Genomic DNA, 19,619 nt, shown 5'->3' on the forward strand with positions numbered 1-19,619 from the left:
CGTCCTCCACACAATGGAGAGCGTAAAAAGCGCTGCCGCCGCCTACCTTACCTGCCTGCGCGCCACTTGCCCACGGGCATCAATCCTAATTACGTCTTTAACCACCGTTACGCTGGCTCATGGATGCGCTGACCGACTGTAACAAAGGGGGGATATCCATCTGCGGCAGTACCACTTCAACCAGCGACAATCGGGAAGTTTGCGCGATAACCTGCATAACCTCAACCAGCTGCGCCGTTTCCGTTATCCGCCAGCTCTGGGCTTCGTTGCGCACGCTAAGACCGCCGGGAAGCTGGGTCCAGTTCCACTCAGCAATATCATTGTAGCGCTGATGCTCGCCATGGATAGCCCGCTCCACGGTATATCCGCTGTTATTCAGCACAAAGATCACCGGTTTCAGCCCATCACGCAGCATTGAGCCCAGCTCCTGTATCGTTAACTGTGCAGCACCGTCACCGATAAGCAGCACTACCCTGCGTTCAGGGGCGGCAATCTGCGCACCATAGGCAGCGGGAAGCGTGTAACCAATCGATCCCCACAGCGGCTGGCAGATAAAGGTCACCTCCTCAGGGAGCCGCAGCACCGCTGCACCAAAGGCGGCGGTCCCCTGATCGGCCAGCACGATATCACCGGGCCGGAGAAAATCCTGCATGGCCTGCCAGAGCGTACTCTGGGTCAGCCTGTCGGAGGGCGCGTTGCTTGAGGCGGGCGGCGTGGGCAGCGTCAGATTCCAGCCGCTGGTATAACGCCGCGCGAGCTGATGGACGATCTCCAGCGCCTGCGCCATGGGTAAGGGCGAGAACGCCTCCTCACCTATCTGACTTTCGTGAAGGTCTATCGCAATGGTTTTGGCACTGTCGATTTGCTGGGTAAACCCGGCGGTAATGGAGTCAGTGTAGCGCACGCCCAGGGTAATAATCACTTCAGCCCGTTCGATAATCGACTGCGTCTTGCCCGCACTCGCTGCCCCGGCGTAGGTTCCGGCAAAGCCATTCAGAGACTCCGGCAGTACGCTCTTACCCATCAGCAGGGTGGCAAAGGGCATCGGTATTTCGGTCAGAAACTGGTGTAGCGCGGGCCTCAGCCCTGCCCGGTCGGCGAGAAAATCAGCCAGCAGCGCGACGCTCTTTGCCGCAGCGAACCGCTGCTCAACGGCGCGGGAAAACGCTTCTGCTACCTGCGGGGCAGCCAGCTGCGGCGTGGAAAGCGCTGCGGCAGGCGCAGCGATGCTGGCCTCCGCCACGTCGGTGGCAAGATAAATGTAAACCGGTCGACGCGCGTGCAGGGCAATCTGCAACAGGCGATCGATCTCCGCTGCGGCATTTTCTGGCGTTAGCACCGCCTGCGCGGCCGTCACCTCCTGAGAGATACGCAGAAAGTGATCGTAGTCGCCGTCTCCCAGCGTATGGTGCAGCAGCAGCCTGCTGCGGCTGTTCTCCCGGGCGGGGGCGCCGACGATATGCACCACCGGCAGATATTCAGCATAGCTACCCGCTACCCCGTTGAGGGCGCTAAGTTCGCCGACGCCAAAGGTGGTCAACAAGGCACCTGCCCCCCGGCAGCGTGCATAGCCATCCGCCGCGTAGGCCGCATTCAACTCATTGGCGCAGCCTACCCATGCGATATCCGGGCTGTTGATAACCTGGTCAAGAAAGCGAAGATTGTAATCCCCCGGCACGCCGAAAAGATGATCGATCCCTGACTGGTGTAAGCGAGAAAGCAGATACTCCCCAACGGTGCAGCTTTTCATGGTTTTCCCCGGTAAACAGCAAACGTAGTAGAGAGTATTACCGATAATTTTCACTGCGTTAAAGATGCACGCCAGCGCTAAACGGCAACAAAGCGTTACGCCTCGGAATTTTCCTCAAGTTGCGATCGGCCCCGCTATTCCATTTAGTGTAACCGTATACACTGCTATGCTTTAGGTAAAATCGGCCCGACACTTACAGGAAATTTCAATGGTTTATCAGGCAGATGCACAGCGTTACGGCGGAATGGTCTATCACCGCTGCGGACGAAGCGGACTTAAGCTCCCGGCCATCTCACTGGGGCTGTGGCACAATTTTGGCGATGCCACCCGGCTGGACAACAGTCGTCAACTGTTACGACATGCCTTTGATAACGGTATCACCCATTTTGACCTGGCCAATAATTACGGCCCCCCTCCCGGCTCGGCTGAGGAGAATTTTGGCCGCCTGCTGCGGGAAGATTTTGCCCCCTATCGGGACGAGCTGATTATCTCCTCCAAGGCGGGCTATACCATGTGGGATGGCCCCTATGGCGACTGGGGATCGCGGAAATATCTGGTCGCCAGCCTTAACCAGAGCCTTAAGCGCATGGGCATTGATTACGTCGATATTTTTTATCATCACCGGCCTGACCCGGAAACCCCGCTGGAAGAGACGATGATGGCGCTGGACCACATCGTGCGCCAGGGCAAAGCCCTGTATATCGCGCTCTCTAATTATCCGGCCGACCGCGCAGCAGAAGCCATCGGCCTGCTGAAGCAGCTGGGAACGCCCTGCCTTATCCACCAGCCGAAATACTCCATGCTCGAGCGCGCGCCAGAGCAGGGTCTGCTGGATGTGCTACAACAAGAGGGGGTCGGCTGCATTGGCTTCTCTCCGCTGGCGGGAGGCATACTTACCGATCGCTACCTGAACGGCATTCCGGATGACTCGCGAATCGCCAGCGGGAGCCAGTTCCTCAGCGCCGATCGGCTGACGCCGGAAAATATGATCCGAGTGCGTGAGCTTAATGAGCTGGCGGCGCAGCGCGGTCAGAAACTGTCGCAAATGGCGCTGGCATGGGTGCTGCGCGGCAACCGCGTCACCTCTGTACTGATTGGGGCCAGCAAAACCAGCCAGATCGACGATGCCGTTGGCATGCTCGCGAATCCTGATTTCACTGAGCAGGAGCTGGCGCGCATCGACGCCATACTCGGCTAAAAGCATGAGGGGCTGGACACCGCGTCAGCCCCACTATCAACACGCCGGCTTTATCGTTAAAGATTAAGCGCCATCGCGACCAGCAGGTAGAGATTCAGCGCGACCACTATGGCTACGATCACCTTACCCACCGTCTGCATCAGGCGGGAGTTCACCATATCCCCCATCAGTTCGCGATTGCCGGTGAAAGCCAGCAGCGGCACCAGCGCCAGGGCAATACCAAAACTCAGCAGAACCTGACTCATCACCAGGATCCGGGTAGGCTCCCACCCGGCCAAAATCACAATGAAAGAGGGCAGCATAGTAATGACCCGGCGTACCAGCAGCGGAATATGAATATGGGTAAACCCCTGCATCACCACCTGCCCGGCCAGGGTGCCCACCACGGTCGATGAGAGGCCAGCTGCCAGCAGGCTCAGGCCAAAGACCAGCGCAGCTGCGCGTCCCAGCAGCGGATCGAGCGTAAGCCAGGCCTGCTCAAGGTCCGCAATCCCGGTATGACCGCTGAAATGAAAGGCCGCCGCCGCCGTTGCCATCATCGCCAGATTCACAAATCCAGCAATGGTCATGGCGATAGCCACATCCAGCTTGGTCGAGCGATAACGCTCCGCCCGCGTGCCGCCATCCGGACTTTGAGTCAGCGAGGAGTGCAGGTAGATGACGTGCGGCATAATGGTGGCACCCAGCACGCCCGCTGCCAGCAGCACCGCATCCGCGCCAGGCAAAGCAGGAACGGCCATCCCGCGCACCAGAGCGGCAATGTCAGGCTGGGAAAAAAACAGCTCTATGACATAGGCTGCCGCCACAAACAGCAGCAGGCCGCCAATCACCAGCTCAAGGGGCTTTTGCCCACGCCGTTGCAGCATCAGGATCAGAAAGGTCACCACCCCGGTCAGGACGGCGCCCTGTAACAGACTGACGCCAAATATCAGCTTGAAGCCGATCGCCGCCCCGATAAATTCTGCCAGGTCGGTCGCCATCGCAATGATTTCAGCCTGCACCCAGTAAAACCAGACGGCAGGACGGGGAAAACGGTCACGGATGTGTTCGGCCAGATTCTTACCGGTGGCGATCCCCAGCTTGGCTGACATCAGCTGGATAACCATCGCCATAATATTCGCCCACACCACCACCCACAGTAGTTTATAACCATAGGAGGCACCCGCCTGGATATTGGTGGCGAAGTTGCCGGGATCGATATAGCCGATAGCAGCAATAAAGGCCGGCCCCATGAGCGCGAACTTAATTTTACGGGAACCACGGGCAATTTGCTCCACGGTGCGGCCTTCCAACATAGTTATTTCCCCTGCTAATCACCTTAGAATCGCATTGTCTTTTAGATGATAATGATTATCAAGTGCACGTAGATGGGTTGTTGTTATCGCTGTGATAGCCAACGGTAAGAAACATAGCAAAGGCTATACCTCAGGGCAAATTACGTTACTGCTAACAAATGAGCAACTCTTTTAACTCTAGGTGAGAGAGTAAGACCTCACAAGCCGTCGGGTGTCTTTTAATTAAGGGTAGCCTTCGACAGAGCAGTGACTCGCCTTCCCTCTGTCACCAACGCACCGGTTTATGGATGCACTAATGCCTGGCACAGGAGACAGTATGGAGACACATTTGTCCTAAACCGCCATGGATTAACCGCTATTCTGTCGTATTCCATAAATTGCAGTATGTCAGGCCAGTGTTCCCGTGTAATCATGGCTACAAAAGAAGCAATGGAGAAGCGCATGGCTAACAGGAAAGCTAAAAGTAGTGCAAAGGGTACCCCGACCCCACATGACCTGGTGTTTAAACAGTTTCTTACGCATTCCGATACCGCACGGGATTTCATGCAGCTGCATCTGCCCACAGAACTGCAGGCTGTCTGTGACTTCAGTACCCTCAAGCTGGAGTCAGGCAGCTTTGTGGAGGAAAGCTTACGCCCTTACTTTAGCGACGTACTCTACAGCCTGAGAACCACAGCCGGTGATGAGAGTTATATCCACGTACTCATCGAGCACCAGTCCACACCTGACAGACATATGGCGTTCCGGCTTCTTCGTTACTCAATTGCGGCTATGCAACGCCATCTGGACGCCGGGCATAAAAAGCTGCCGCTGGTGATCCCGGTGCTGTTCTACACGGGCAGGCGCAGCCCCTACCCTTATTCTACCCGCTGGCTGGACGAATTTAACGATCCTGAGCTGGCCGAAAAGCTCTATAGCGCTGACTTTCCAGTGGTCGATGTGACAGTCATACCTGATGAAGAGATTATGGGCCACCGCAGTATGGCCGCGTTGACGCTGCTGCAGAAACATATTCACCGGCGCGATCTGGCTGACCTGCTGGACAATCTGGTCAGCCTGCTGCTGGCAGAACACATGACAGGACAGCAGCTGATTTCACTGATAAACTATCTCGTACAGGCAGGCGAAACTTCAGACGCAGAGGCCTTTGTACGTGAACTGGCACAGCGGGTGCCGCAACATGAGGACGAACTGATGACCATCGCGCAACAGCTTGAACAGAAGGGTATCGAGAAAGGTATCCAGCTGGGCAGACAGGTAGGTCGCAATGAAGCCAAACTCGAAGTTGCCCGTACCATGCTGCAGAACGGCCTTGACCGCGACACCGTTATGAAAATGACGGGTCTGACCGCAGACGATCTGGCGCAGATCCGCCACTGATCGTTGTCCCTGTCCCATCAGCGTACACTGACAGGACAGGGACATTACGTTCAGCCTGCCCCCTAACCCTGAGGGATGTACGGAAAGAGCAAATCAGCCCCGCGTTCTCCTAACCCACCAACCCTGCCCGAAAAACCCTTCACCTACCTTTCCCTGCAGTTATGCTTCAGACCCTCAACAGCGTCAGGATGTGATCGCGAAGAGAGTTCTCAACAGAGAGGCGATAGGTAATTGTTATATTGTGGATTAGCTCTCGTTTTTCCATGTCCCGTTACATAGAATGTGCAGCGAAATATAACAGCCTTCAAATTTGGAGCATACATGTCCCGCATTCTGCATTTTGCTTTAGCACTGGGTGTCGTCACGCTGCTGGCCCTGCTGGTGAGTAGCGATCGCAAGAACATTCGTATACGTTTTGTTATCCAGCTTCTGGTTATTGAGGTGCTGCTGGCGTGGTTCTTTCTCAACTCAGAAGTCGGCCTCGGGTTCGTGCAGGGCTTTGCCGGGTTTTTCGACAAGCTGCTCTCCTATGCTGCACAGGGAACCGGTTTTGTCTTTGGCAACATGAGCGATAAAGGGCTGGCCTTCTTCTGGCTGAACGTGCTCTGCCCGATCGTCTTTATCTCCGCGCTGATCGGCATTTTGCAGCATTTCCGCATTCTACCGGTTGTCATCCGCGCGATTGGCACCGTACTGTCGAAAGTAAACGGCATGGGTAAGCTGGAGTCTTTCAACGCGGTAAGCTCGCTGATTTTGGGACAGTCAGAAAACTTTATCGCCTACAAAGATATCCTTGGAAAAATGTCGCAGCGCCGCATGTACACCATGGCGGCTACCGCGATGTCGACCGTATCAATGTCTATCGTCGGTGCCTATATGACGATGCTCCAGCCGAAGTACGTGGTGGCGGCGCTGATCCTGAATATGTTCAGCACCTTTATCGTACTCTCGCTGATTAATCCCTATCGCGTCGAGAGTGAAGAAGACCTTAAGCTGAACGATCTGCATAAAGGGCAAAGCTTCTTTGAAATGCTGGGCGAATACATCCTGGCCGGTTTCAAGGTGGCCGTGATAGTGGCGGCGATGCTGATTGGCTTTATTGCGCTGATCTCCGCCATTAACGCACTGTTTGACACCATTTTTGGCATCAGCTTCCAGGGCGTGCTGGGCTATGTGTTCTATCCGTTTGCCTGGGTGATGGGCGTGCCTGCGGGAGAAGCCCTGCAGGTTGGCAGCATTATGGCCACCAAGCTGGTTTCAAACGAATTTGTGGCCATGATGGACCTGCAAAAAGTGGCCGGTACCCTGTCGCCGCGCGGCGTGGGCATCCTTTCCGTGTTCCTTGTGTCGTTCGCCAACTTCTCGTCTATCGGCATCGTGGCCGGTGCGATTAAGGGCCTGAACGAGCAGCAGGGTAATGTGGTTTCCCGCTTTGGTCTGAAGCTGCTGTACGGCTCAACGCTGGTGAGCATACTGTCCGCCTCTATTGCCGGGCTGGTGCTGGGCTAAATTGTCCCCTGCCCAGTCGGTTATCAAGGCGACCCCTGTCGGGTCGCCTTTTTTATTGCAGCGGCAGGTTGAGATGGTCGCGCAGCGTCTTCCCCGCGTAATCCTGACGAAAAGCCTCCCGCTGTTGCAGCTCCGGCACAACGTAGTCCGCAAAATCATTGAGCGATGCGGGCATATCGGCGGGCATCAATACAAAACCGTCGCAGGCTCCGCTGTCCACCCAGAGCGTCATTTCATTGGCTATCTCTGCCGCGGTGCCGACCATCACCGGGAACGACGCGCTCGCCGCGTAAGTTTTGGCGACCTGCGCCAGGGTTTTTCCCTCCCTGCGCGCCTGAGCGATAACATACTCAAAGCGCCCTTTACTGCCGCTGATATGCGGGAAAATATCCGGGAAAAGCGCATCAGGATCGTGCTGTGACAAATCGTAATTCATGCTGGCGGACATAAAGCTTAGCCCGGCCAGCGGGTTGACCAGCTCGTCCAGCAGCCGCCGCTTTTCCTCTGCCTCCCGGCGCGTTGCGCCCACTATCGGCATCATGCCGGGCAGGATTTTACAGGCTTCCGGCTGGCGGCCCTGCGCGAGCATCTCTGCTTTAAACTGCTGGTAAAACTGCTGCGCCCGCGCCCGCTCCGGCTGCACGGTAAAAATAACTTCGCCCACGCGGGTGGCCACATCGCGGAAATCCTGTGAGACCCCGGCCAGAATCTGCACCGGCCTTCCCTGGGGAGAGGCTGCCACCGTCAGCGGCCCCTGGATCTGGAAATGCTCGCCGTGGAAATGGGTGTAGCTGACCTTTTGCGGATCGACCCAGACCCCTGAGGCTTTATCAGCCACGCGCGCATCGGGCTGCCAGCTCGCCAGCAGCCGGTGTACTGCATCAATAAACTCCCCGGCACGCTGATAGCGCGCGTTGTGCCCCATATGCTGCGAGCGGCTGAAGTTACGCGCTTCACCGTCGTTAGTGGAGGTAACGGCATTCCACGCCATGCGCCCGGCGCTAAAGTGATCGAGGGTCGCCAGCGTGCGGGCGGCGTGAAAGGGTTCGCCGTAGGTGGTGGAGAGCGTGCCGCCCAGCCCGATGCGATCGGTAAACAGGCCAAGCGCGGTAAGCAGCGCCATCGGTTCCGGGCGGGCATAGCCGGGACGATACTGCACGGTGGTGGCGATATCGCCGCCGTAGATATCATCGATTGACAGCTTATCGGCCACGAAAGCGAAATCAAACTTCGCCTCCTCAGCTTTTTTAACCAGCGTCAGCCAGGTGCTGAGCTGCATCGGATCCGGGTTTTGCGCCTCGGGATGGCGCCAGCCGCCTGCATGCAGCCCGGTATCGCTAAGATAGAGTGCAAGATGCATATTACTTCCTCTGCGACAGGCTGAGATCGATGAAGGCTGCGGCGCTGAGCGGTTTGGGGATCAGGCCATTTTTCACGTACAGGTCAGCGGTATTCTGCTGCACTTTAAGCACCTCCTGACTGTTGTCATCAATGCTATTCACCTCCCGCTTCACCTTGAGCAGCGCCACCGCCTGCGGAATACGCAGCAGCTTACTGATTGACGCCGCATACGCCTCAGGATGCTGCTCACCCCACGCGCGGGCGCGCGTCAGGCGCTGGCTGAAATCAACCAGCTCGGCCCGTTTGCTGGCGATGGCGCTGTTGCTGGCTATCAGGTAGTTGATCGCCGGGTAGTCACAGCCGTCGGCAATAATCTGCGCGCCGGACTGGGACGTGGCGAAAGAGACGTAGGGTTCCCAGGTCGACACCGCATCCACTCCACCCTGATCCAGCACCAGCGTCGCTTCGGCTGGCGTGGTAAAGACAAATGAGACGCTGGCCGGATCGACACCCGCGCGCTTCAGTGCCTGTAGAGCCAGGTTATGGCCGGATGACCCTTTCACCGTCGCAATGCGCTTTCCGCGCAGATCCTCCACCCGATGGATCGCACTGCCCTTTTTGACAATCAGCGCATTACCGGCATAGCGCGTGGCCAGGATCCCCTTTGCATCCAGTCCAGCGGCCACGGCAAAGGTTAGCGGCGCATCGCCGACCGAACCCGCATCAATAGAGCCGGCACGCATCGCCTCCAGCAGCGGTGCCGCATTAGCAAATTCATGCCATTCCAGCGTATAGGGGGTATTTTTTAGCTCTCCGGCGGCCTCGAGGATGGCGCGGGCGTTGCCGCGCTGATCGCCGACGGCCAGCGTATTGGCCGCCAGCGTTGGCGTTGACAGTAACGCCGCGATCAGGCCGAGGGTACTCAGGGTGAATGCTTTCATCTGGTGTCTCAATATGAGTAAAAAACTGAGACTACCACCGGCTTTTTTATTCTCTAAATGCATTTTACGCGCATTCAATATGCAAAATTGACATATCTGTTTGCGGGCGCGCTGCTTATGCTGAGCCTCTTTGCCGGTGGAAAATGGAAAATGAAACTCGACGATCTGCAAGCCTTTGTCACCCTTGTTCAGCTACAGTCGACCCAGCAGACGGCTGAAAAACTGGGTCTGACGCAGCCCGCGGTGACCCGCCGCGTGCAAAATTTTGAAGAGTCGCTTGGCGTTCAACTGCTCGACAGACAGACCAAGCCCCTGAAACCCACGTCGCTGGGCTGGCAGGTTTATCAGCAGTGTCAGCGTATTGCCGGGCAGGTGAATGAACTCAATCAGCTGGTGGCGACAGACGCGCCACCCAGCGGCGTGCTGCGCTTCGGCCTGCCTCACACGCTTTCCGATACCACGCTGCTGCCCGCGCTGGCACTGATGCAGTCTCGCTATCCCCACCTCCAGCTGCGGCTAAACAGCGGCTGGGGCGATCGGCTGCTGGGCTCCCTCGATCAGGCCGCGCTGGATGCGGCGCTGCTGCTGGCCCCCGCCGATAAAATTTTCAATGACGCCCTCAACGCGACGGCGCTGGGAACCGTGCCGCTGGCAATCGTCACCGCTGACGACGGCGAGCCACTGCCTGCCACGCTGGCGGCCTGCTATAAGACGGGGTGGATCCTCAACCCTGACGGCTGCGGCTTTCGCGCAACTCTTGCGCGAGCGCTGGCCGATCGCGGGCTTCCCCTGACGCTGAATGTCGAAGTTCAGGGCGTGGCGATGCAGCTGGCGCTGATTGCCGCAGGACGCGGGCTGGGTATTATGCCGGAGATACTGGTGAAGCACGGTTCCCCTCAGCATCGGGTGCGCAGCGTACCGCTGGCTGACTTTGCTCCCATTAGCCAACTCTGGCTCGTGCACCCTTCCCTTCCCGCAAATCAACAGGCGGCGGTGGCGGTATTTGCTACTGAACTGGCGAAGGGGTATCACCCGGGCGGGGACCGACATTAGTTAGTTTTTATATTAGCTACGTACAATTATGAATTTCACACATATTAGAATTCAGCTTAGGGTTTTCTCTCTGTCGGTAATTTGCCGGCCTTCCTCCAGGAGAAAACATCATGGGCATTCAGTTCCTTGGTATGATCGGCCATAGGCTGGCGTCAGAAATCATCGCTCCCCGCGGCCCGCTTTTTAATAAGCAGTATATTGCAGACTTCGCCCAGGCCCATGAGCAGGCAGGCTTTGACCGCGTGCTGGTCGGTTACTGGTCAGATCAGCCTGATGGCTTTCTGGTTACCGCACATGCGGCGGCGAATACGTCGCGCCTCAAATTCTTACTGGCGCATCGGCCCGGCTTCGTCTCTCCGACGCTGGCCGCCCGCAAGCTGGCCACGCTGGACCAGCTAACCGATGGCCGACTGGCCGTGCATATCATCAGCGGGGGCAGCGACGCGGAGCAGCGTCGCGACGGCGACTTTCTCAACAAGACGCAGCGCTACGCGCGCACCGATGACTTCCTCAGCGTACTGCGACAGAGCCTGGAAGCCGATCATCCCTGGGATCATCAGGGAGAGTATTTCCAGACTGAACAGGCGTTTTCCGCCATCAAGCCGGTGCAGGCGCACCTTCCCGTCTATTTCGGCGGCTCATCGCCCGAGGCTATTGCAGTTGCCGCGCGTCATGCCGATGTGTTCGCTCTCTGGGGCGAGCCGCTGGCGGGCGCGGCGGAAACGGTGCGCACCGTGCGCGCCGCCGCCGCTAAGCAGGGCCGTGAAATCGGCTTCAATATCTCTTTCCGTCCCATTATTGCCCCAACGGAGAAGGAAGCCTGGGAGAAGGCGGAACATATTCTGGAGACGGCGCGCAACAAGTTGACCGCGTCCGGTCACGATTTTGGCCTGCCGAAACCGCAAAGCGTGGGTGCGCAGCGGCTGCTGGCAGCGGCGAATGAAGGGGCGCGGCTGGACAAGGTTCTGTGGACCGGCATTGCCAAACTGGTGAGCGGCGGCTACAACTCCACCGCCCTGGTCGGCACGCCGGACCAGGTGTCTGATGCCCTGCTGGACTATTACAACCTGGGCATTAAAAGCGTACTGATCCGCGGCTTTGATCCCCTCAACGATGCACGGGAGTATGGTAAAGAGCTAATCCCGCTTACGCGGGAAAAAGTGGCGGCACGTCGCGTAGCAAGGAGTGCCTGATGCGATTTTCACTGCTTGTTTTCGGGCTGGCCGCTGCCCTCTCACTGAGTGCCAGCGCGGCGGAGAAGGTTACCCTTAAGCTGGGGGACGTTAAGGGCGACCGGTTCATCTCGCTGCGCGAATCGGGCCAGCTAAAGGATCTGCCCTACGACCTGAAACTGACCTCGTTTGACTCCGGCGCGCCGGTGCAGGAAGCGTTAAACGCCGGTGCGCTGGACATTGGCTTCACCGGCGATCTGCCGTTCCTTTTCGTGTTCGCGGCAGGCGCGCCGGTGAAGGCGGTGGGCGCCTGGCAAAACAATCCGGACAGTATTGCGCTGCTTACGCGACCTGACAGCGGTATTCACAGCCTGAAGGATCTCAAAGGTAAACAGATCGCCGTAAACCGCGGTGGCTGGGGCCATTATCTGCTGCTGGGCCTGCTGGAGCGCGCGGGCCTGAAACTCTCGGACGTGACGCTGCGTTTTCTTGGCCCGGTCGATGGCCGGGCGGCGCTTGCCAGCCATGCCGTGGATGCCTGGGCCACCTGGGAACCCTACGTTTCCTCTGCGGAGGAAGTGGATAAAGATGTGAGGGTGCCGGAGGGCGGCGGCAAAGGGATCCTTTCCGGCTACTCCTATGCGCTGGCTCGGGAGGAGGCGCTAAAGGATCCGGCTAAGCGGGAAGCCATTGCCGATTTAATGACCCGCCTTGCCAGAGCACAGGTCTGGGCCGCGCAGCATCCGCAGGCGTTTGCCAACGCCCTCTCAACATCACTGGGCTTTCCACCCGCGATCGCCGCCCGCTGNCCGGCTGCGCGACTTTGTCGGAAGCCTGGCCTCGCTGCTGGATAGCCATCCCAGCGAGGAAACCATTCTGCACCAGGGTCGTCAGCTCCTCGGTGAACTTATCCGCCATGATGACTGGCTTGGGCCGGAATTCGCCCAGCCGGATCCTGAACGTTATCAGCAATATCTGCTGCACGCCGATGCGCAACAGCGTTTTTCGGTCGTGAGCTTCGTCTGGGGGCCTGGTCAGCGCACGCCGATACACGATCACCGCGTCTGGGGGCTGATTGGCATGCTGCGCGGCAGTGAAATTTCTCAGGGGTATCGACGGGAGGCTCAGGGCCTGACGCCCGACGGCGAGCCGGTTCGCCTCGAACCTGGCAGCGTGGAGGCCGTCTCGCCCGCAGCAGGGGATATCCACCGCGTCAGCAATGGGCAGGATCGCGTTTCGATCAGTATTCACGTTTACGGCGGCAATATTGGTGCCGTAAAGCGGGCCGTCTATCAGCCCGATGGCAGTGAAAAAACCTTTATTTCTGGCTACAACAACGCTTTTTTACCCAATATATGGGATCTTTCACATGACTGACACACCACTACATTTTCGTCGCGCAGCCGAGATTCGTTCCGCCCTCCTTCAGCACCAGGAGGTGGCGCTCATCGACGTGCGCGAAGAGGCGTACTACGCCACCGGCCATCCGCTGTTTGCGGTTAATATCCCCCTTTCGAAGCTGGAGATTGAAATCCTCAACCGCGTGCCCCGGCTGGCAACGCCGGTGACGATCTACGACGGCGGTGAAGGACTGGCGGCCGTCGCGGCCGCGCGCTTATCCGCGCTTGGCTACGCTGATGTAGCGCTGCTGGAGAATAACCTGGCAGGCTGGCAGGCGGGCGGCGGCGAGCTGTTTATTGACGTCAACTCCCCCAGCAAGGCCTTCGGCGAGCTGGTCGAAAGTCGTCGTCACACGCCCTCTCTGCCTGCGGAAGAGGTGAACGCCCTGCTGCACAGCGGCAGCCCGGTGGTGGTGCTGGACAGCCGTCGCTTTGATGAGTATCAGACGATGAGTATTCCCGGCGGCATCAGCGTACCGGGTGCTGAGCTGGTATTGCGCGTACGGGATCTGGCTCCCTCGGCGGAAACAACCATCGTCGTTAACTGTGCGGGACGCACCCGCAGTATTATCGGTACGCAGTCCCTGATTAATGCCGGGATTGATAATCCTGTTTATGCACTGCGTAACGGCACTATCGGCTGGACGCTGGCCGGATTGAAGCTGGATCATGGGCAAACGCGCCGCTTTAGCAAGGTGAGCGAGAATGCAAAAATTCAGGCTGCAAAGGGCGCGCGAAAAGTCGCCGATAGCGTCGGCGTTAAGCGTTTGTCAGGCACGCAGCTCAGCCAGTGGCAGCAGCAGGAAACACGTACGCGCTATCTTTTCGACGTGCGTGACGCCGAGGAGTATGCCGGGGGGCATCTGCCAGGCGCGCGTCACGTGCCGGGCGGCCAGCTGGTTCAGGAAACCGATCACTACGCCAGCGTCAGAGGGGCGCAGGTGATATTGGTTGATGATGATGGCGTACGGGCCAATATGAGCGCTTCCTGGCTGGCGCAGATGGGCTGGGATGTGGCGGTAGTGGACGGGCTCAGCGCCGGCGATTTCAGTGCCACCGGGGCCTGGTCACCTACAATCCCTGCCCTGCCCCACCAGGAGGAGGTTGAGCCTGCCGTACTGGCAACGTGGCTGGATCAGGGAGGCACCCAGCTGCTGGACTTCACCACCAGCGCTAACTACGTTAACGGCCATATACCCGGTGCCGCCTGGCTACAGCGGGCGCTGCTGACCCAGAAAGGGAAAGAGGCGATACCGGCTGCGCAACGCTATGTGGTGACCTGCGGCAGCAGCATGCTGGCGCGCTTTGCGGTTCAGCAGATCTCCGAGCTGACCGGCAGGCCGGTGGTGGTGCTGAAGGGCGGCAACACGGCCTGGAAAGCCGCAGGGCTGCCCGTGGAGCAGGGAGAGACAAGGCTACTCCAGCCGCGCGACGATCGCTATCGCCGCCCCTATGAGGGCACCGACAACGCCCCCGAAGCGATGCAGGCTTACCTCGACTGGGAGTTTGGTCTCATTGCCCAGCTGGATCGCGATGGCACCCACGGCTTTCACGTATTGACGGAAAACGTTGCCGGGGCGTAGAGCGTTCATCAGACAGCGTCGCGGGATAAGGGCCCATCGGGCCCTGAACACCAGAGACAGGCGTGGTCAGTCAGCTTTGTATTGATGCCCCTGGATTAAAGACCCAGATCTGACAGACCGGGATGGTCATCCGGGCGGCGCCCTGCCGGCCAGTGGAATTTGCGGTCTGACGCGTTGATCGGCATATCATTAATACAGGCAAATCGCCGGGTCATCAGGCCATCTTCGTCAAACTCCCAGTTTTCATTGCCATAGGAACGAAACCAGTTTCCTGAATCGTCATGCCACTCATAGGCATAGCGAACGGCAATGCGGTTATCGGCAAAGGCCCACAGCTCTTTTATCAGGCGGTAATCCAGCTCTTTACGCCATTTCCGTTCAAGAAAGGCTTTACACTCATCGCGGCTCTCGACGAATTCGGCGCGATTTCGCCACCGGGTATCGACGGAGTAAGCCAGCGAGACTTTTTCTGGATCGCGGCTGTTCCAGCCATCCTCGGCCAGACGAACCTTCTCAATGGCTGATTCGCGCGTAAAAGGGGGAAGCGGTGGGCGTGGGGTCTGACGATCGGACATAGCAACTCCTCGGTATAAAATACAATCAGATCAGTTGATCAAGCGGCATCAGGCTGGCGCAGAACAGGCCCTCTCCAGCAACGTTATGGCAATCGTTTTGGCACTCTCAGCGGCTTCGGGATCGCCCATCACTTTTGCCACGGTAATGGCCCCATCTATCAGGATTAGCAGCTGTCTGGCCAGGGCTTCCGGCTGTGCGCACTCTGCCCGTTCACACAGTAAAAGCGCATAATTGAGTAATTTCTTCTTGTGTGACTGACTTATCAAACGCACCGGATCGGCGGGGTTACCCACCTCGCCTGCCGTGTTAATAAACGCACAGCCGTGAAAATCGGACAACGTTTAGAGGAACACCGACAAAGACAGGATAAGGAGGGGCTGCCAGAAAAATCGGTCAGGGAAAGTACAATGAGAAACAACACCATTTTATCAGACACAATAACGTGAGCGGTATGACCCGGCGTGATTTCGCGGACTTAATGTTGAATTACGATTGATTTGAGCGTTGAAAATCTGGCGAACCCACACGACAGGGCTGGTGGCCATCATAGCGGGAGCAGAAATGTGCTTTTTTGGAACGGAGAAATTCGATATCAAGAGATGATTGGTGGAGATAAGCGGGATCGAACCGCTGACCTCTTGCATGCCATGCAAGCGCTCTCCCAGCTGAGCTATACCCCCACAACAAAGAAACTGCTTTTCAGTCCAAATCTGCTGGTGAAGATTTGGTGGAGCTAAGCGGGATCGAACCGCTGACCTCTTGCATGCCATGCAAGCGCTCTCCCAGCTGAGCTATAGCCCCGTACCGAAAAACCTTGTCGTCTTGACGGCGGGGATAATATGAAACAGCGTCTGCGGTGTCAACGGCAAATTACCGATCTGCGGTCAATCGCTGAAAAAGCCGCCACAATGCGTTTTTTTTGGCAGCCTGGCCCTCAGACCCGACAGCATAAACGCGCTCAGGCCTGCATGCCGGGATGCATAATATGCCGCGTCGAAGCAAATTAAGCCGCAATATGACTACACCCCTCTTTTGTCCGCCGCAATCATGTAAACAAGGCGTTAAAAACAGCTCTAATCGGCCTTGTTTTTGTTAAGACCGCGTGTAAAACTGCGACGTTTTTGACGGCCAGCCCGCACACAGCAAGGTTCAGGCGCATTTTCCTGACGCGATGCCTTTGGCCATTTTCATTATCACACCAGAAACTTAGAGCTACTATGTCCTCCTATTCACCTAAAGAAATTGCGGCGTTCGCCATTCAGTCAGGCGTTGCCAAAAGCCAGTATTCCGTCGCCACGCTGATTATCCTCGGTTTTATGGCCGGTGCATTTATTGCCGTTGGATTTCTGCTGGATATTCACGTTATCAACTCCCTTCCTGCTGACTGGGGTTCGTTCAGCGGGCTGTTAGGGGCCGCCGTGTTCCCGGTCGGCATCATTCTGACTATTCTGGCGGGAGGGGAGCTTCTGACCGGTAATATGATGACCCTGCCCATCGCCTGGTTTGCCCGCCAGATAAGTGGCTTAAGCCTGCTGCGTAACTGGTTCTGGGTCACCCTGGCGAACTTTGTCGGCAGCCTGGCCGTCGCCTGGTTCTTTGGCCATATCCTGGGCATGACCGAAGGTGACTACCTGAAAAAGACCGTTGCCATCGCCACGGCCAAAGTAAATGCCGATTTCACCCACGCTTTTATCTCAGGTATTGGCTGTAACTGGCTGGTGTGCCTGGCGACGTGGCTGGCCTTTGCCAGTAAAGACGTGGTGGGTAAAATTTTTGGTATGTGGTTCCCGGTCATGGCCTTCGTTGCCATCGGCTTCCAGCACGTCGTCGCCAATATGTTTATCGTCCCCGCCGCTATTTTCGCCGGTCAATTAAGCTGGGCTGCCTACCTGCCTAATTTTACAGCTGTTTTTCTGGGTAACACCGTCGGCGGTGCCGTCTTTGTTGGCCTGGCCTATTTTATGGCTTACCGCTCACAGCTGAATGCCGTAGTCCCCCGCTAATACCAATACCCCCCTGTCTTCAGGACCGGGGGGTATTGTTCTCCCGATCTGCCTGCCAAATTTTCTGCCCCTTTTAAGGCTTCCTGTTAGTTGTTCTGGGAACATTTTGCTGTAATATGATCGTGTTACATAACTCGCAAAAGGGATTGCACAATGAAAAAGGAATGGTTAACGCCAGAAGAACTGGCGCAGGAAACGGGTTTCAGTCGTCAGACCATCAACAAATGGGTTAAGAAAGAGCAATGGACAACCGCGCCTAAACCCGGCGTTCAGGGCGGTAAAGCACGGATGATATTTATTGATGAGCGGGTTAAAAACTTCCTCAAATCTACACGTCACGCCGCAGAGCCCACCGCTACCTATCGCGTAACCCATAACTCCCTTCCTGCCCTGCTAATGACGTCACTCCAGCAGATGAATGCCGAAGAACAGGATCAGCTTTACTCACTGTTATTACGCGAAGGCATACAGGGATTATTGAATCGGCTGAGTATTCGCGGTAACGATCAATAATAGCGGTTCGCCGGGCGGGAGATGACCTTTCGTCCGGTTGTTCCGGGAGCTAACATGGGTTAATACGATTGTGGCCCCTGGAATCGGCAGCACATGCTTTCATCACAAATCATTCAGTTACCTCACTGCCAGATGAAAAGCTGCCTGCCGGGCTGCATTACCCTGACGTGTCTCAGCACTAAGGATGACGGGTCCATTCGGCGCTGGCTAAAAAAAAGCCGTTCACCCGATCTCGGGTGAACGGCTTTTCGCTGCACGATTTTATCAGACTGACTGCTGAACTTCCCGCGCCTCAATCCAGCTGAGGGCCTGATTAATGCGGGCGACACAGCGCGCCTTACCGATAGCATGGACCGTAACATCAAGCGCCGGAGACTGGCCCGCGCCGGTTACCGCGACGCGTAAAGGCATGCCCACTTTGCCCATGCCCACTGCAAGGTCGTCAGCGGTAGCCTGAATAGCCTGATGTACGCTTTCAGCCGTCCAGTCGGTTAACGCGCTAAGTTTGTCACGCACGACCTCAAGCGGCTGGCGTGCCACTGGTCGCAGATGTTTCTTCGCAGCGTCAGGATCAAAGGCGTCAAAGTCCTCATAGAAGTAGCGGCAGGATGCAGCCATCTCTTTCAGCGTCTTACAGCGCTCACCCAGCAGCTTCACCAACTGGGCCAGTTCAGGACCGGTGCGGGTATCAATCTTCTCCTGCTCGATATGCCATTGCAGGTGCGTCGCCACGTATTCCGGTGCCAGCGAATTGATGTAGTGATGATTCAGCCACTGTAACTTTTCAGTGTTAAACGCGCTGGCTGATTTGCTGACCGCGTCCAGACCAAACAGCTGCTTCATCTCATCGATGCTGAAAATTTCCTGATCGCCATGCGACCAGCCCAGACGGACAAGATAGTTCAGCAACGCTTCCGGCAGATAACCGTCGTCACGATACTGCATCACCCCTACCGCACCGTGGCGCTTGGAGAGCTTTTTACCGTCGTCGCCGAGGATCATGGATACGTGTGCGTAGACCGGTACCTGAGCACCGATTGCCTTCAGGATATTAATCTGACGGGGCGTATTATTGATGTGATCCTCACCGCGGATAACGTGGGTAATTTCCATATCCCAGTCGTCGATCACCACGCAGAAGTTGTAGGTCGGCGCACCATCGGTACGACGAATGATCAGATCGTCCAGCTCCTGGTTACTGAATTCAATCGGCCCACGGATCTGATCGTCGAAAATAACCGAACCTTCCTGAGGGTTACGGAAACGCACCACGCAGGGTTCATCAGCAGCATGATGCTCATGGCTGTCACGGCAGCGACCGTCATAGCGCGGCTTCTCATTATTAGCCATCTGCGTTTCACGCAGCGTCTCAAGGCGCTCTTTGGAGCAGTAGCACTTATAGGCCGTGCCTGCTTCCAGCATCTGGTCAATGACTGTGTTGTAGCGATCAAAACGTTTGGTCTGATAGTACGGGCCTTCATCCCAGTCCAGACCCAGCCAGTTCATTCCGTCCATAATGGCATCAATAGCCTGTTGGGTAGAACGTTCCAGATCGGTATCTTCAATACGCAGCACGAACTCACCGCCCTGATTACGGGCAAACAGCCACGAGTATAGCGCGGTGCGCGCGCCGCCAACGTGCAGGTAGCCCGTGGGGCTGGGAGCGAAGCGGGTTTTGATTTTCATTAACAGCTGCCTTATTACGCTATCAGATTCGGCCATTGCCGGAGGAGGTCTGATAAAGACCAAAAGAGAGTGGGCAACATTCTACCATCTGCAAGCGAATCCTCAACGCCATTCCCCCGCTTACTGCCAGGGTTAGCGGTAACCCCCCCCGGCAGACGGCCGTTTTTGCATAAAAGCCCAACATCTTGTTTAAATTTAAGACGAACAGTGATTTTCGTT

17 protein-coding genes and 2 tRNA genes are annotated in these 19,619 nt (G+C 57.0%); 10 read left to right on the top strand and 9 right to left on the bottom strand.

Annotation, left to right across the window (positions count from 1 at the left end; all coding sequences use genetic code 11):
* Positions 1 to 97: 97 nt before the first annotated feature.
* Positions 98 to 1,750, bottom strand: a complete 1,653-nt coding sequence (locus tag A1830_RS11415) for an alpha-keto acid decarboxylase family protein (RefSeq protein ID WP_067705839.1) — start codon at positions 1,748 to 1,750, stop codon at positions 98 to 100.
* A 208-nt stretch (positions 1,751 to 1,958) separates the two neighbouring features.
* Here A1830_RS11415 and mgrA point away from each other — a divergent pair, with 208 nt between their 5' ends.
* Positions 1,959 to 2,948 carry an L-glyceraldehyde 3-phosphate reductase gene (gene mgrA / locus A1830_RS11420; protein ID WP_067705841.1) on the top strand — a complete coding sequence of 330 codons (990 nt, stop codon included), beginning with the start codon at positions 1,959 to 1,961 and terminating at the stop codon, positions 2,946 to 2,948.
* A gap of 56 nt (positions 2,949 to 3,004) precedes the next feature.
* On the opposite strand, the gene A1830_RS11425 is transcribed toward mgrA, so the two are convergent.
* The gene (locus A1830_RS11425; protein WP_067705843.1) at positions 3,005 to 4,243 is read right to left on the bottom strand and encodes an Nramp family divalent metal transporter; all 1,239 of its coding nucleotides are present in this window, start codon (positions 4,241 to 4,243) and stop codon (positions 3,005 to 3,007) included.
* A gap of 441 nt (positions 4,244 to 4,684) precedes the next feature.
* Here A1830_RS11425 and A1830_RS11430 point away from each other — a divergent pair, with 441 nt between their 5' ends.
* Both A1830_RS11430 and A1830_RS11435 read left to right on the top strand, forming a co-directional pair.
* Positions 4,685 to 5,623 carry an Rpn family recombination-promoting nuclease/putative transposase gene (locus tag A1830_RS11430; protein WP_067705845.1) on the top strand — a complete coding sequence of 313 codons (939 nt, stop codon included), beginning with the start codon at positions 4,685 to 4,687 and terminating at the stop codon, positions 5,621 to 5,623.
* A 321-nt stretch (positions 5,624 to 5,944) separates the two neighbouring features.
* Positions 5,945 to 7,132 carry a NupC/NupG family nucleoside CNT transporter gene (locus tag A1830_RS11435; protein WP_067705846.1) on the top strand — a complete coding sequence of 396 codons (1,188 nt, stop codon included), beginning with the start codon at positions 5,945 to 5,947 and terminating at the stop codon, positions 7,130 to 7,132.
* Between the two features lie 52 nt (positions 7,133 to 7,184).
* Here the strand turns inward: A1830_RS11435 and A1830_RS11440 are convergent, their stop codons facing one another.
* Together A1830_RS11440 and A1830_RS11445 are read right to left on the bottom strand one after the other, a co-directional pair.
* Positions 7,185 to 8,492 (bottom strand): NtaA/DmoA family FMN-dependent monooxygenase, encoded by a 1,308-nt coding sequence (locus A1830_RS11440; protein WP_067705848.1) that lies wholly within the window; start codon positions 8,490 to 8,492, stop codon positions 7,185 to 7,187.
* A gap of 1 nt (position 8,493) precedes the next feature.
* Positions 8,494 to 9,414 (bottom strand): aliphatic sulfonate ABC transporter substrate-binding protein, encoded by a 921-nt coding sequence (locus A1830_RS11445; RefSeq protein ID WP_067705849.1) that lies wholly within the window; start codon positions 9,412 to 9,414, stop codon positions 8,494 to 8,496.
* Positions 9,415 to 9,564: 150 nt separating this feature from the next.
* On the opposite strand from A1830_RS11445, the gene A1830_RS11450 reads away from it, so the two are divergent.
* From A1830_RS11450 to A1830_RS11470, 5 genes are all read left to right on the top strand, one after another.
* A complete protein-coding gene (locus A1830_RS11450) occupies positions 9,565 to 10,467 on the top strand; it encodes a LysR family transcriptional regulator (protein WP_067705912.1) in 903 nt (300 codons plus the stop codon).
* 110 nt (positions 10,468 to 10,577) lie between these two features.
* On the top strand, positions 10,578 to 11,660 hold the full coding sequence (locus A1830_RS11455) for an LLM class flavin-dependent oxidoreductase (RefSeq protein ID WP_067705850.1): 1,083 nt from the start codon (positions 10,578 to 10,580) through the stop codon (positions 11,658 to 11,660).
* Complete coding sequence (locus A1830_RS11460; RefSeq protein ID WP_082804151.1) at positions 11,660 to 12,493, top strand: ABC transporter substrate-binding protein; 834 nt, start codon at positions 11,660 to 11,662, stop codon at positions 12,491 to 12,493. The genes A1830_RS11455 and A1830_RS11460 overlap by 1 nt, the downstream gene beginning before the upstream one ends.
* Positions 12,393 to 13,016, top strand: coding sequence for a cysteine dioxygenase family protein (locus A1830_RS11465; protein WP_067705852.1), 624 nt, complete (start codon positions 12,393 to 12,395; stop codon positions 13,014 to 13,016). Before A1830_RS11460 ends, A1830_RS11465 begins: the two co-directional genes overlap by 101 nt.
* Entirely contained in the window at positions 13,009 to 14,622 is a 1,614-nt protein-coding gene (locus A1830_RS11470; RefSeq protein ID WP_067705853.1) for a rhodanese homology domain-containing protein, read from the top strand. Before A1830_RS11465 ends, A1830_RS11470 begins: the two co-directional genes overlap by 8 nt.
* 95 nt (positions 14,623 to 14,717) lie before the next feature.
* On the opposite strand, the gene A1830_RS11475 is transcribed toward A1830_RS11470, so the two are convergent.
* From A1830_RS11475 to A1830_RS11490, 4 genes are all read right to left on the bottom strand, one after another.
* Positions 14,718 to 15,197, bottom strand: coding sequence for a nuclear transport factor 2 family protein (locus tag A1830_RS11475; RefSeq protein ID WP_067705854.1), 480 nt, complete (start codon positions 15,195 to 15,197; stop codon positions 14,718 to 14,720).
* Positions 15,198 to 15,245: 48 nt separating this feature from the next.
* Positions 15,246 to 15,536, bottom strand: a complete 291-nt coding sequence (locus A1830_RS11480; RefSeq protein ID WP_156484988.1) for a hypothetical protein — start codon at positions 15,534 to 15,536, stop codon at positions 15,246 to 15,248.
* A 266-nt stretch (positions 15,537 to 15,802) separates the two neighbouring features.
* A tRNA-Ala gene (locus A1830_RS11485) sits at positions 15,803 to 15,878 on the bottom strand.
* Between the two features lie 45 nt (positions 15,879 to 15,923).
* Positions 15,924 to 15,999 (bottom strand) — tRNA-Ala (locus A1830_RS11490).
* Between the two features lie 416 nt (positions 16,000 to 16,415).
* Here A1830_RS11490 and A1830_RS11495 point away from each other — a divergent pair.
* Together A1830_RS11495 and A1830_RS11500 are read left to right on the top strand one after the other, a co-directional pair.
* A complete protein-coding gene (locus A1830_RS11495) occupies positions 16,416 to 17,201 on the top strand; it encodes a formate/nitrite transporter family protein (protein WP_067705857.1) in 786 nt (261 codons plus the stop codon).
* 153 nt (positions 17,202 to 17,354) lie between these two features.
* Positions 17,355 to 17,714 (top strand): YfeC-like transcriptional regulator, encoded by a 360-nt coding sequence (locus A1830_RS11500; protein ID WP_067705859.1) that lies wholly within the window; start codon positions 17,355 to 17,357, stop codon positions 17,712 to 17,714.
* Positions 17,715 to 17,978: 264 nt separating this feature from the next.
* Here the strand turns inward: A1830_RS11500 and gltX are convergent, their stop codons facing one another.
* A complete protein-coding gene (gene gltX, locus A1830_RS11505) occupies positions 17,979 to 19,400 on the bottom strand; it encodes a glutamate--tRNA ligase (RefSeq protein WP_067705861.1) in 1,422 nt (473 codons plus the stop codon).
* Between the last annotated feature and the right edge of the window lie 219 nt (positions 19,401 to 19,619).

This window comes from Erwinia sp. ErVv1, from assembly GCF_900068895.1.
GTDB lineage: Bacteria > Pseudomonadota > Gammaproteobacteria > Enterobacterales > Enterobacteriaceae > Erwinia.